The organism is Promicromonospora kroppenstedtii (genome assembly GCF_044389675.1).
GTDB lineage: Bacteria > Actinomycetota > Actinomycetes > Actinomycetales > Cellulomonadaceae > Promicromonospora > Promicromonospora kroppenstedtii.
This window is the reverse complement of the sequence record NZ_JBIRYI010000008.1, coordinates 240,190-252,613: the sequence shown is the minus strand read 5'-3', so window position 1 is coordinate 252,613 and position 12,424 is coordinate 240,190. Positions and strand designations below refer to the sequence as shown.

Annotated in this window: 10 protein-coding genes and 1 tRNA gene; 6 read left to right on the top strand and 5 right to left on the bottom strand. The window is 72.4% G+C overall.

Annotated features, from left to right (window positions below; genetic code table 11):
* Positions 1-24: 24 nt before the first annotated feature.
* Positions 25-128, bottom strand: a tRNA-OTHER gene (locus ACH47X_RS14980).
* A gap of 772 nt (positions 129-900) precedes the next feature.
* Here ACH47X_RS14980 and ACH47X_RS14975 point away from each other — a divergent pair.
* The 6 genes from ACH47X_RS14975 to ACH47X_RS14950 all read left to right on the top strand — a co-directional run bounded on the left by ACH47X_RS14975 (position 901) and on the right by ACH47X_RS14950 (position 8,553).
* The gene (locus tag ACH47X_RS14975) at positions 901-1,890 is read left to right on the top strand and encodes an NAD-dependent epimerase/dehydratase family protein (RefSeq protein WP_397405409.1); all 990 of its coding nucleotides are present in this window, start codon (positions 901-903) and stop codon (positions 1,888-1,890) included.
* A 126-nt stretch (positions 1,891-2,016) separates the two neighbouring features.
* Positions 2,017-4,092: a beta-galactosidase gene (locus ACH47X_RS14970; protein ID WP_397405408.1), complete on the top strand. Its 2,076-nt coding sequence runs from the start codon at positions 2,017-2,019 to the stop codon at positions 4,090-4,092.
* A gap of 85 nt (positions 4,093-4,177) precedes the next feature.
* Positions 4,178-5,410: a galactokinase gene (gene galK, locus ACH47X_RS14965; RefSeq protein ID WP_397405407.1), complete on the top strand. Its 1,233-nt coding sequence runs from the start codon at positions 4,178-4,180 to the stop codon at positions 5,408-5,410.
* Between the two features lie 151 nt (positions 5,411-5,561).
* On the top strand, positions 5,562-6,638 hold the full coding sequence (locus ACH47X_RS14960) for a secretion protein HlyD (RefSeq protein ID WP_397405406.1): 1,077 nt from the start codon (positions 5,562-5,564) through the stop codon (positions 6,636-6,638).
* Positions 6,635-7,372, top strand: coding sequence for an ABC transporter ATP-binding protein (locus tag ACH47X_RS14955; RefSeq protein ID WP_397405405.1), 738 nt, complete (start codon positions 6,635-6,637; stop codon positions 7,370-7,372). Before ACH47X_RS14960 ends, ACH47X_RS14955 begins: the two co-directional genes overlap by 4 nt.
* A complete protein-coding gene (locus tag ACH47X_RS14950) occupies positions 7,369-8,553 on the top strand; it encodes an ABC transporter permease (RefSeq protein WP_397405404.1) in 1,185 nt (394 codons plus the stop codon). The genes ACH47X_RS14955 and ACH47X_RS14950 overlap by 4 nt, the downstream gene beginning before the upstream one ends.
* On the opposite strand, the gene ACH47X_RS14945 is transcribed toward ACH47X_RS14950, so the two are convergent.
* The 4 genes from ACH47X_RS14945 to glyA all read right to left on the bottom strand — a co-directional run bounded on the left by ACH47X_RS14945 (position 8,550) and on the right by glyA (position 12,382).
* Positions 8,550-9,374, bottom strand: a complete 825-nt coding sequence (locus ACH47X_RS14945) for an exodeoxyribonuclease III (protein WP_397405403.1) — start codon at positions 9,372-9,374, stop codon at positions 8,550-8,552. The two genes, ACH47X_RS14950 and ACH47X_RS14945, sit on opposite strands and share 4 nt — an antisense overlap.
* A 47-nt stretch (positions 9,375-9,421) precedes the next feature.
* The gene (locus tag ACH47X_RS14940) at positions 9,422-9,904 is read right to left on the bottom strand and encodes a VOC family protein (protein WP_397405402.1); all 483 of its coding nucleotides are present in this window, start codon (positions 9,902-9,904) and stop codon (positions 9,422-9,424) included.
* A 230-nt stretch (positions 9,905-10,134) separates the two neighbouring features.
* On the bottom strand, positions 10,135-11,019 hold the full coding sequence (locus ACH47X_RS14935) for a bifunctional methylenetetrahydrofolate dehydrogenase/methenyltetrahydrofolate cyclohydrolase (protein ID WP_397405401.1): 885 nt from the start codon (positions 11,017-11,019) through the stop codon (positions 10,135-10,137).
* Positions 11,020-11,101: 82 nt separating this feature from the next.
* Positions 11,102-12,382, bottom strand: coding sequence for a serine hydroxymethyltransferase (gene glyA, locus ACH47X_RS14930; RefSeq protein WP_142032973.1), 1,281 nt, complete (start codon positions 12,380-12,382; stop codon positions 11,102-11,104).
* Positions 12,383-12,424 lie beyond the last annotated feature (42 nt).

Sequence of the window (12,424 nt, the reverse complement as noted above, 5' to 3'; positions counted from 1 at the left end):
GTGCTGGCGACGGGCAGAAGAGAGCGGCGGCGGGTGGATTCCCGCCACCGCTCTCGAGCGAGGAAGCGAGGCGGGCGTGTGTGCGACGGCCGAGTTGTCTTATGCTCTGTCCGTTGAGCCACACCGCCCGTAGGCAGCGGCGGGATTCGAACCCGCACCTTGAGATCCGATAACCGACCGTCTCCGGCCCGCCCCGCGCTTCCGCGGTTCTGTTGTCAGATCAGGACCCTAGAGGCCCTGCATACTGCCTGACCACGCATTAAAGCAGGCAGACCGCGGCGGTACCGGAACACGAAGAGCGACGGCGGGTGGGCCCGCCGTCGCTCTCCTCATGTGGACGAACGGGCGTGTGTCCGCCCTCCGGAACGGCGGCTCACGCTGCCGAGCAGTACCCGTCGCCGGGCCGGGAGTCGAACCCGTACTGCCATCTACCAGGTAACCGAAGAGACTCCGGCCCGCTCTACGAGGCACGGGTGGGCGTGTGTGCGACCCCCGGCGTGAATGCTCTGCCTGTTGAGCTACGTCGCCCTCGCGGGCGACGGCGGGACTCGAACCCGCAACCGTTCCATTAAGAGTGGTAACCGACGATCTCCGGCCCACCCGTGCTCGCCCATGTTCTGTTGTCGAGTCAGGACCTTAGGCCGCGCGACATGACCGTGACCAGGGTTTATCGCAATCCGCCGGGGCGAACTCGACCGGATGCTCGCCTCCGCCACCTCCCCTTTGAGGCCTAAGTTTCTTCGCTTTCAGTCGCCTGAAAGCGAAGAAACTTAGGCCTCAAAGGGGGGAGCGACCCGCGGACCCAGCAGGACCCCGCAAGACCCAGCACTACGCCCCGCGGAGATTCGCCAGGAGCAGATACGGATGCCCCGAGGCCCCCGATGCGGTTCGGTGGGCACCATGCGAATCCTGGTGCTCGGTGGAACCGTCTTCCTGTCCCGCGCGGTCGCGGCGGCCGCCGTCGCCCGCGGCCACGACGTAGTGTGCGCGGCCCGCGGCGTGAGCGGCACGGTGCCCGACGGCGCCGCCCTGGTGCACTGGGACCGCGCCGACGAGGTGCCCGCGAAGCTGACGAACACAACGTTCGACGCCGTCGTCGACGTCTCCCGCATCCCCTCGCACGTGCGCACCGCCGTCGCGGCCTTCCCGGACGCCCACTGGACCTTCGTCTCGACCATCAACGTCTACGCCGACACGGCGACCGTGGGCGGCACCCCCGCCACCGTCCCGCTCCTGGACCCGATCGAGACCGACGAGAACCCGGCCTCCGGCCCCGAGGTGTACGGCGCCATGAAGGTCGCCTGCGAGAACATCGTCCGCGCGGGGACGACGGCGGCCCTCGTGATCCGGCCCGGCCTGATCGTCGGGCCCGGTGACCCGAGCGACCGGTTCACCTACTGGCCGGCCCGGTTCGCGCAGGCCGCCGAGGACGGCCTGCCGGTGCTCGTGCCCGTGCCCGTGGACGACCCGGTCCAGCTCGTCGACGTCCGCGACCTCGCGGAGTGGATCGTGTCGGCGGCGGAGCAGGGCACGACGGGCGACTTCGACGCCGTCTGCCCACCCCTGCCCCGCTCCGAGCTCCTCGCCCAGGTGGCCGACGGCGTGGGCGCGGACCCGAAGCTGGTCGCGGTCGCCCCGCAGACCCTGGCGGAGCACGAGGTGAACCCCTGGTCCGGGCCCCGGTCGATCCCGTTCTGGGCGGGCGACCTGGTCGAGGGCGGGTTCATGACCCATGACGTCACGTCCTCGCTGGCGGCGGGGCTGCGGATCCGGCCCTTCGCCGAGACCGCCCGCGACACCCTCGCGTGGCTGCGCGCGACCCCGGACGCCACGGTCACCGGCCTGACCCGCGACGAGGAGCAGGAGGTGCTGGCCGCGATCCGGGGGTGAGCGGCACGGTGCGCGGAACACCGTCGGGAAGCGTATTCCCTCGGCCGCACGAAGGACCTACGGTTGTCCTGGTACGACGTACGGCCGTCGGCCGAGCTCCACCAGCTCCACCGCGAGAGGACCTTCATGCCCACCACCCCGCGCTTCACGCCCGGACCGCAGTTCGACGGCTGGCTGACCGGCGTCGACCAGATCAGCTACGGCGGCGACTACAACCCCGAGCAGTGGCCCGAGGAGGTCTGGGCGGAGGACGTCCGGCTCATGAACGAGGCGGGCGTGAACCTGGTCAGCCTCGGCATCTTCAGCTGGGCGCTGCTGGAGCCGCGGCCGGGCGAGTTCGACTTCGCCTGGCTGGACCGCATCATCGGTCTGCTGCACGACGGCGGGGTCCGCATCCTGCTCGCCACGCCGACGGCGGCCCCGCCGGCCTGGCTGTACGCGGCCCACCCGGACGCCCGGGTGGTCGACCGGGACGGCACCCCGATGGGGCCGGGCGGCCGCGGGCTCATGGCGCCGACCGCCCCCGCCTACCGGGAGGCGGCGCTGCGCATCACGCAGGCGCTGGCCGAGCGGTACGGCAGGCATCCCGCGCTGGCGGGCTGGCACGTGCACAACGAGTACGGCGCGCCGGTGGCACTGGACTACTCCGTGCACGCCCAGCGCGCGTTCCGCGAGTGGTTGCGGGAGCGGTACGGTTCCCTCGACGCCCTGAACGCCGCCTGGGGCACGGCCTTCTGGGGCCAGCACTACGCCGACTGGGAGCACGTCCAGGTCCCGGCGGCCGCCCCGGAGGCGGTCAACCCCGCGCAGCAGCTCGACTTCGCGCGGTTCTCGGACGCCGCCCTGCGGGCGTGCTTCATCGCCGAGCGCGACGCCGTCCGCGAGCACTCGACAGCCCCCGTGACCACCAACTTCATGGCCGCGAGCTGCCCCTGGACGGACCTGTTCGCATGGGGCAAGGAGGTCGACCTCGTCTCGAACGACCACTACCTCCGGGCCGCCGACCCGCGCGGGTTCGTGGGGCTGTCGCTGGCCGCCGACCTCACGCGGTCCGTCGCGGGCGGCAAGCCGTGGCTCCTGCTGGAGCACTCGACCTCCGCCGTGAACTGGCAGCCGCGCAACGTGGCCAAGCGGCCCGGGGAGCTGGCCCGCAACTCGCTGACCCACCTGGGCCGCGGCGCGGACGCGATCATGTTCTTCCAGTGGCGCGCCTCCCGCTCCGGCGCGGAGAAGTTCCACTCCGCCATGCTGCCGCACGCCGGTACCGCCTCGCGCGTGTGGCGGGAGGTCACCGAGCTGGGCGCGAACCTCGGCCGGCTCACCGAGCTGCGCGGCTCCCGCGTCCGGGCCGACGTCGCCCTGGTCTGGGACTACGAGTCGTTCTGGGCGCAGGACCTGGAGTTCCGGCCCAGCGAGGGCGCGCGGCACCGCGAGCGCGTCGACGCGTATTACGACCGGCTCTGGCGGGACGGCCACACGGTCGACCTGGTGCGCCCCGGGCAGGACCTGTCGGGGTACAAGCTGGTCGTCGCCCCGGCGTCGTACCTGCTCCGGGCCGAGGACGCCGCCAACCTCACCGCCTATGTCGAGGCCGGCGGGTCGCTGCTGGTGAGCTACTTCAGCGGCATCGTCGACGAGCACGACGCCGTCCACCCCGGCGGCTTCATGGCCCCGCTGCGCGAGGCGCTGGGCGTGTGGGTGGAGGAGTTCCTGCCCCTGCGCGCCGACGACGCGCTCACCGTCGCCTACCGGGCCGGAGCGGCGGGGGCCGGCGCCGCGACCAACGACACCACCGATCTCACGGGCACGGTCTGGGCCGACGACCTGGTGCTGGTAGGCGCCGAGCCCGTCGGCACCTACACCGACGGCCCCAAGCCGGGCGGCGCGGCCATCACGCGGCACCGGCACGGCGCGGGCACGGGCTGGTACGTGTCCACCGCGCTCGACGTCGACGCCCTGTCCACGGTCATGGCCGACGTGTACGCGGGCGCGGGCCTGGCACCGTCGGGCACGGTGGAAGGGCTGGAGGTGGTGCGCCGGCACGGCGACGGCGCCTCCTGGACCGTCGCGGTCAACCACACCGACGGCGACGTGAAGCTGCCCCTGGGCACGCCCGCCACCGATCTGCTCACCGGGCAGCAGGTCGTGGGCGACGCCGATGTGCCCGCCGGAGCGGTCCGCGTGCTGCGCCAGGAGGCCTGAGCCCGCGTCCCGATCCCGAGCGCGCCGGTCTCGCTGCCTGACCGGCTGGTGGGTCCGGCGCGCACAGGAGGCAATAATCAGACACGTGACCACCATCAACTGGCTCGAGGCCTGGACCGCCGATGACGGCGCCCGCCGGGTCGACGAGCTCTTCACTCGTTCGTTCGACGGCTCCCCCGAGGGCGTCTGGTCCGCCCCAGGGCGCGTCAACCTCATCGGTGAGCACACCGACTACAACGCCGGGCTCTGCCTCCCGACGGCGCTGCCGCACCGCACCTACATCGCGCTGCGGCCGCGCGACGACGACCAGGTCCGCCTGGTGTCGGCGCAGGCCGAGGGCGTCTGGGAGACCCGCCTGTCCGACGTCGCCCCCGGCGCCGTCCAGGGCTGGGGCGCCTACGTCGCCGGCGTGGCCTGGGCCCTGGGCGAGGCCGGGCACAAGGTCGGTGGCTTCGACGCCGCCGTTGACTCGTGCGTCCCGTTCGGGGCCGGCCTGAGCTCCTCGGCCGCCCTGGAGGCCGCCGTCGCCGTGGCCCTGGACGCCGTCGCGGGCCTCGGCCTGGTCGCGTCCGACGCCGGCCGCGCCGAGCTGGTCGACGTGACCCGTCGCGCGGAGAACGAGATCGCGGGCGCGCCCACGGGCGGGCTCGACCAGTCGGCGTCGCTGCGCTGCCGCGAGGGCCACGCGCTGCTGCTCGACTTCCGGCCGGGCCTGAACCCGCTGGAGTCGGGCGTGCCCGTGCCGTTCGACCTCGAGACCGCCGGGCTCACGCTCCTGGTGGTCGACACCAAGGCGGAGCACTCGCACGTCGACGGCGAGTACGGGGCGCGCCGCGCCTCGTGCGAGCAGGCCGCGGAGCTGCTCGGGCTGGGGTCGCTGCGCGAGATCGCGCCGACCCTGGGCGGCATGGGCATCGACCGTGCCCTGGCCGAGCTCGAGCCGCACGACCCCGACGGCGTGCTGCGCCGCCGGGTGCGCCACGTGGTCTCCGAGATCGACCGCACCGCGCGGTTCGCCGACCTGGTGCGCGAGGGCCGCGCCGCCGACGTCGGCCCGTTCATGGTCGCCTCGCACGTCTCGCTGCGCGACGACTACGAGGTCTCCTGCCGCGAGCTCGACCTGGTGGTCGACTCGGCCATGGCGGCGGGCGCCCTCGGCGCGCGCATGACGGGCGGCGGGTTCGGCGGCAGCGCCATCGCGCTGGTCCGCCTGTCCGACGTCGACGCGGTCGCCCAGGCGGTCGCGGAGGCGTTCGCCGACGCCGGCCTGACGGCGCCGGTGTTCCTGCTGGCGCCACCGTCGGCGCCGGCCGCCTGACCAGGGCCACATCGCCGAGGGCCCCGCACCGTCAGGTGCGGGGCCCTTCCTCGTAAAGGCTTGGCTTCACCCCGTACTTTCATCCCGTCCGGGGCGGTACCTGCATTAATGTCCAGCAGGCTGCCACCCGTCCCCGCTGCGAGGAGCCCCCGTGGGTGCTGTCCGCCAGTACGTCTTCCCCACCGCCCGGATCATCATCTGGGCCGTGATCGCCGCCGCGCTCGTGGCCTTGGCGCTCAAGGGCGCCGAACTCGATCCGCCCGACGCGCTGCAGCCCACGGGCGAGATCACCGAGGCCGTGATCCCCGTGGAGAAGGGCTCCGTCACCAACGCGGTCACCGTGCCCGCGTCCGTGGTCTCCGACCCGCCGGTCGAGATCAAGGCCACGGCGGACGGCGTGATCGCCAAGATCGAGGTCGACGACGCGAAGGTCGGCAAGGACACGCGCGTCCTGTGGATCAAGAGCGAGGAGCTCGTCGACCCGGTGGTCGACGTCGACGAGGAGACCGGCGAGGAGACCGTCACCGAGCAGGAGCCCAAGGTCACCTGGACCTCGGCCCTCGCCCCCGCCGCCGGCACCGTGGACATCACGGTGCTCAAGGACCAGGCGGTCACGGTGGGCGAGGTCATCGGCACCGTCTCCCCCGGCACCCTGTCCGTGTCGGGCACGCTCACCGCCGACCAGCAGTACCGGCTGGTCGGGGCCACCGGCAAGGCGCGGGTGACGCTCAAGGGCGGGCCCGCCCCCTTCACCTGCACCGGGCTGACGATCGGCGAGGCGCCCGCCGGCGGGTCCGCCGGCGGCGAGGACCCCGTGGCGGGCGCCCCCGAGGCGGCCACGGGTGCCGTCCACTGCTCCATCCCACGCAAGGTCAAGGCGTTCTCCGGCCTGGGCGCCGAGATCGAGATCACGAACGGCGACGCGAAGGACGTCGTCGTGGTGCCGATCTCCGCCGTGCTCGGCACCTCGCAGACCGGCCGGGTGTGGACCGTCAAGGAGGAGGGCGCCGAGCCCGAGCCCCGCGACGTGACCCTGGGCCTGACGGACGGCCTCCAGGTCGAGGTCACCAAGGGCCTGAAGGCCGGCGAGCGGATCCTGGAGTTCACGCCCGTCGACGACGGCACGGAGGGTGGCGTCGACTGCTCGGACAGCGCCGCCTACGACCAGGCGGCGATGGAGGGCGACATGGACGCCGTCCGGGCGTTCGAGGAGGAGTGCTACGGATGACCGGCCTCCCGCTCGTCGATCTGCAGGACGTCACCCGGCACGTGGAGCTCCCCGACGGGAGCACGCTGGAGATCCTCCGCGGGGTCGACCTGACGGTCGGCCCCGGTGAACACGTGGCGATCGTCGGTCGCTCCGGCACCGGCAAGTCCACCCTCCTGAACATCCTGGGCCTGCTCGACTCCCCCACGTCCGGCGAGTACCTCCTGGAGGGCGAGCCCGTGGGCCGGCTGCGCAGCCGGGCCCTGGCCCGGCGCCGGGGCGACGACTTCGGCTTCGTGTTCCAGCAGTTCAACCTGCTGCAGGGGCGGACAGCCCTGGAGAACGTGGCCGCGCCCCTCCTGTACGCGCGCGGCAGGCAGTTCTGGAACCGCACCCGCCTGGCGGCGCGGTCCCTCGAACGGGTCGGTCTGGGCGAGCGCCTCGACACCCGCCCCGAGAAGCTCTCGGGCGGCGAGCAGCAGCGGGTCGCCATCGCCCGCGCCCTGGTGCGCGGGCCGCGCGTGATCCTCGCCGACGAGCCCACCGGCGCCCTCGACGTCGAGACCGGGCAGGCGATCATGACGCTCCTGGACGACGCCGCGAGCGAGACCGGGGCCGCGCTGGTGACCATCACGCACGACCTCGCGATCGCAGCCCGCGCCGACCGGCAGTTCCGGCTGGCCGACGGCGTCCTGGTGCCCATCCACCTCGGCGCGCCCACGGCCGTGGCCGAGACCGCGGGACTCCCCGCATGACCGGGGTCGTGGGCGCGATCGTCGAGGCCTGGGACGAGCTGCGGATCCACAAGGTCCGCGTGCTGCTCGCGCTGGTCGGCGTCGCCTGCGCCGTCACCGCGATCACCGGCATCACGGCCGCCGTGACCATGTTCGGCCAGGCCATGCAGGAGCAGAACGAGCGCATGTCGGGCCGCGACACCACGCTGGAGGCGTGGTCGATGGGGCCGACCGAGGGCGAGATGACGCCGGTCGAGGTGGACACGGTGGTCGACGCCGTGGCCGAGCGGCACAAGATCTCGTACCACTCCGTGCGCGCGACCATGGACCTCGCGGTGCGCGGCGGGGACAGCGCTACCTACGTGGAGTGGTCGGCGGTCGACGTCGACAGCGGGACCATCACCCGCCAGGACCTCAAGGCGGGCCGCTGGTTCACCGAGTCCGACGCCGAGCGGCTGGCCCCCGTGCTCGTGGTGAACCAGGCCTTCCTCGACGCCTACGCCGACGGCGCCCCCGTGACCACGCACCCCAGGGTCGTGCTCGAGGGTGAGTCGCCCGTGGCCGCCACCGTGATCGGCGTCGTGCCCGTGCAGTGGAACGACGAGGGGCCGCGCGCCATGATGCTGTTCGACCAGGCGGTGCGCTGGTTCCCCGACCGGGTGATGGCCGACGGCTACCGCTTCTGGGTGCCGCCGGAGCTCGCCCAGCAGTTCGCCGAGGTGCTGCCCCGCGACCTGGCGGCGGCGGGCGTCCGGTTCGACGTGCAGCAGCCGATGGCCGACGCCATGGTGATCGACCGCGTGCTGCAGTACCTGGTGCTCGGCGTGGGCGGCTTCGCGCTGCTGCTGGGCGGCCTCGGGCTGCTCAACATCGCGCTCGTCACCGTGCGCTACCGGATCCGGGAGATCGGCATCCGGCGGTCCTTCGGGGCCACCAGCGGCCGCGTGTTCTTCGGCGTGCTCATGGAGTCGGTGGTCGCCACCACCGTGGCGGGCGTGGTCGGCGTGGTGATCGCGGTGGCCGTGATCAAGAACATCCCGATCGACCGCATCTTCGGCCGGCCGCTCGACGACCTGCCCGGCTTCCCGTTCGACGCGGCCCTGGTGGGCATGGCGTGCGCCGTCGGGATCGGCGCCCTGGCGGGCCTGATCCCGGCGATCTACGCGGTGCGCGTCAAGGTGATCGACGCGATCCGGTACTAGAGCTCGTACGTCGCCACGACCGGGGCGTGGTCGCTCCAGCGCTCCGCGTACGTGGGCGCGCGGTCGACCTCCACCTTGCGGCAGGCACCCGCGAGCGCCTGGTTGGCGAGCTGGTAGTCGATGCGCCAGCCCGAGTCGTTGTCGTACGCCGCGCCGCGCCACGACCACCAGGTGTACGGGCCTGGGCCGTCACCCCCGTGGTGACGGCCCAGGTCGGTCCACCCGTGCTCGTCGAGCCAGCGCGTGACGTAGGCGCGCTCCTCGGGCAGGAAGCCGGCGCTCTTCTGGTTGCCCTTCCAGTTCTTGATGTCCACGTTCTGGTGGGCGATGTTGAGGTCGCCCGCCACGACGGCCGGGTGCTGTGCGTCGGCGAGCTCCGCCAGCCGCGCGGTCACCTTCTCCAGGTACGCGTACTTGGCGACCATCGTGTGCTCCTGGCCCGGGTTGGTCGACCCGGAGTGCAGGTACGCGGAGATCGCGGTGAACGTGCCGCCGTCGGGCAGGCTGATGTCTGCCTCGACCCAGCGGCCGGTGTCGGCGCCCTCCTCGACGGCGCCGTCCGGGCCGTGGGACGCGAGGCCCGTGCGGACCTCACCGAGCGGCAGGCGGGACGCGACGAGCACCCCGGCGCGGCCCTTGACCTCGCTCTCCGCGTGCGCGACGCGCCAGCCGTCGAGCAGCTCGCGCGCCAGCTTGTCGGGCGCGCGCACCTCCTGCAGCAGCAGCACGTCCGGGGTGCGGGTGGCGATCCAGGACTCCATGCCGCGGCGGACGGCGGCTCGGATCCCGTTGACATTGGCGGTGGCGACGATCAGGGGCACCGGGGAAGCCTAACCGGAGCCCCTGACACGCCCCGATCACGGGTGCGTCATGCGCCGTCGTGCGCCGCCTGCAGGGCCGCGACGTCGATCTTGCCCATCTTCAGCATCGCGTTCATCGTGGCGATCTCGGCGGGCGTCGAGTACGAGCCGCTGAGCCGCTCGAGCTCCTTGGGGACCACCTGCCAGGACACCCCGAACTTGTCGGTGCACCAGCCGCACGCCCCGGGCTCGCCGCCGTCGGCGGTCAGGATGTCCCAGTAGTGGTCGACCTCCTCCTGGCCCTCGACCGAGAGGTAGAACGAGAACGCCTCGTCGAGCGTGCGGTGCGGTCCGGCGTTCAGCCCGATCACGGGCTGGCCGGCCACGGTGAACTCCACGACGAAGTCGGTGCCGGCCTCGGCGCCCGGAGCGTTCTCCGGCGCCTTGACCACGCGCTCGACCGACGAGCCGGGGATGTGCTCGGCGTAGAAGGCGGCGGCCTCGCCGGCCTTGTTGTTCCCGAACCAGAGATGGGTCCGCACGGTCACCATGATGTCCTCCTGAGTCGCTCGGGCCGCGGTCGGCCCGTCATCAACTCTTCAGACGACGCCGCGGCCCGCAACTCATCGGGCAGGAGCGATGCCAGTGTGTCAGCACCCCGCCGCGCCCGACACTCCTCGACACGGATGGCGCCGTCGAGCGTAGGAACAGTCGCCGCAAGAGAGCTCTTGCGACGACTGTTCCTACGTTCGACGGCGGCGGTGCGAGACGCAGCAGACCGTCAGGGAACCAGCGAGCGCTCCGCCGATTCCACGACGTTCGCCAGGAGCATCGCGCGGGTCATCGGGCCGACGCCGCCCGGGTTGGGCGACACCCAGCCCGCGATCTCCGCGGCCTCGGGCGAGACGTCGCCGACGACCCGCGACTTGCCCGTCTCCGGGTCGGTCTCGCGGGAGACGCCGACGTCGATCAGCACGGCGCCCGGCTTGACCATGTCGCCGGTCACGATGCCCTTGACGCCCGCGGCGGCCACGACGACGTCGGCCCGCCGGACCAGGGCCGCGAGGTCCTGCGTGCCCGTGTGCGTCAGGGTGACCGTCGCGTTCACGGCCCGTCGCGTGAGCAGCAGCCCGATCGGGCGGCCCACGGTGACGCCGCGGCCCAGCACGACGATCTCCTTGCCGGCGAGCTTGATGCCGTGCCGCTCCACCAGCTCGATGATGCCGCGCGGCGTGCAGGGCAGCGAGGACGTGACGTCCTCGTTGACCCGCAGCACCAGGCGCCCGAGGTTGGTGGGGTGCAGGCCGTCGGCGTCCTTGTCGGGGTCGACGAGCTCCAGCACGCGGTTGGTGTCGATGCCCTTGGGCAGCGGGAGCTGCACGATGTACCCGGTGCAGGCCGGGTCCTCGTTCAGCCGCCGGACCGCGGCCTCGATCTCGTCCTGCGTCGCGGTGGCCGGGAGGTCCTCCCGGATCGACGCGATGCCGACCTCGGCGCAGTCGCGGTGCTTGCCCGCCACGTACCACTGCGAGCCCGGGTCCTCGCCGACCAGCAGCGTGCCGAGGCCGGGGATGACGCCGCGGTCACGCAGCGCCGTGACCCGGTCCTTGAGCTCCGCCTTGATGGCGGCGGCGGTGGCCTTGCCGTCCAGGATCTGTGCGGTCATGCATACCTCCCTCGGTGAGTGCTGGGTATTTGTTGGTCTGAAGCCGCTAAGACCAACAAATAGCCAGCACTCAGCGGAATTGTCAGAGCCCCGGGTAGAGGGGGAACGCGGCGGTGAGCTTCTCGACCCGCGCCGAGAGGGCGTCGACGTCGGTCGCGGCACCGTCCTTCAGGGCCGTGGCGATGATGTCGGCGACCTCGGTGAACTCGGCGTCGCCGAACCCGCGCGTGGCCAGGGCCGGCGTACCGATGCGCAGGCCCGAGGTGACGCGCGGCGGACGCGGGTCGAACGGCACGGCGTTGCGGTTCACGGTGATCCCGGCGTCGTGCAGGAGGTCCTCCGCCTGCTGACCGTCGAGCTGGGAGTTGCGCAGGTCCACGAGCACCAGGTGCACGTCGGTGCCGCCCGTCAGCACGGACGCGCCGGCCGCGGCGACGTCGGGCTGCGAGAGGCGCTCGGCGATGATCGAGGCGCCGCGGAGCGTGCGCTCCTGGCGGTCCTTGAACGACTCGGTCGCCGCGACCTTGAACGAGACCGCCTTGGCGGCGATCACGTGCATGAGCGGGCCGCCCTGCTGGCCCGGGAAGACGGCGGAGTCGATCTTCTTGGCGTACTCCTCCTTGGAGAGGATGAAGCCGGAGCGCGGGCCACCGATCGTCTTGTGCACGGTCGAGGAGACGACGTCGGCGTGCGGCACCGGGGACGGGTGCAGACCAGCGGCCACCAGGCCGGCGAAGTGCGCCATGTCGACCCAGAGCTTGGCGCCGACCTCGTCGGCGACCTCGCGGAACGCCGCGAAGTCGAGGTGCCGCGGATAGGCGGACCAGCCCGCGATGATGACGTCGGGGCGGTGCTCCAGCGCCTTCTTGCGGACCTCGTCCATCTCGATGCGGTAGGACTGCGGGTCCACGCCGTAGGCGCCGACGTCGTACAGCTTGCCGCTGAAGTTGATGCGCATGCCGTGCGTGAGGTGGCCGCCGTGGGCCAGCTCGAGGCCGAGGATCTTGTCGCCCGCGTTGATCAGGGCGTGCAGCACCGCGGCGTTGGCCTGGGCGCCGGAGTGCGGCTGGACGTTGGCGTGCTCGGCGCCGAACAGGCTCTTGGCACGGGCGATCGCCAGGTTCTCGGCGATGTCCACCTGCTCGCAGCCGCCGTAGTAGCGGCGGCCCGGGTAGCCCTCGGCGTACTTGTTGGTCAGGACCGAGCCCTGCGCCTCCAGGACGGCACGCGGCACGAAGTTCTCGGACGCGATCATCTCGAGCGTGTCGCGCTGGCGGGCCAGCTCGCCGTCAAGGACGGCGGCGATCTCGGGGTCGAGCTCGGCGAGCGGGGTGGCGAGCGGGTCGGGAGTCGATGCGCTCATAGCTCCTCGATTCATGCGGGACGGGGATTGTCTGACGGCGGC

Bases quoted from the DNA above. Each gene is read 5' to 3' on its own strand.
- ACH47X_RS14940 (WP_397405402.1), bottom strand. From the start codon at position 9,904: ATGGTGACCGTGCGGACCCATCTCTGGTTCGGGAACAACAAGGCCGGC.
- ACH47X_RS14955 (WP_397405405.1), top strand. From the start codon at position 6,635: ATGACCGGCCTCCCGCTCGTCGATCTGCAGGACGTCACCCGGCACGTG.
- ACH47X_RS14975 (WP_397405409.1), top strand. From the start codon at position 901: ATGCGAATCCTGGTGCTCGGTGGAACCGTCTTCCTGTCCCGCGCGGTC.
- glyA (WP_142032973.1), bottom strand. From the start codon at position 12,382: ATGAGCGCATCGACTCCCGACCCGCTCGCCACCCCGCTCGCCGAGCTC.
- ACH47X_RS14935 (WP_397405401.1), bottom strand. From the start codon at position 11,019: ATGACCGCACAGATCCTGGACGGCAAGGCCACCGCCGCCGCCATCAAG.
- ACH47X_RS14950 (WP_397405404.1), top strand. From the start codon at position 7,369: ATGACCGGGGTCGTGGGCGCGATCGTCGAGGCCTGGGACGAGCTGCGG.
- ACH47X_RS14970 (WP_397405408.1), top strand. From the start codon at position 2,017: ATGCCCACCACCCCGCGCTTCACGCCCGGACCGCAGTTCGACGGCTGG.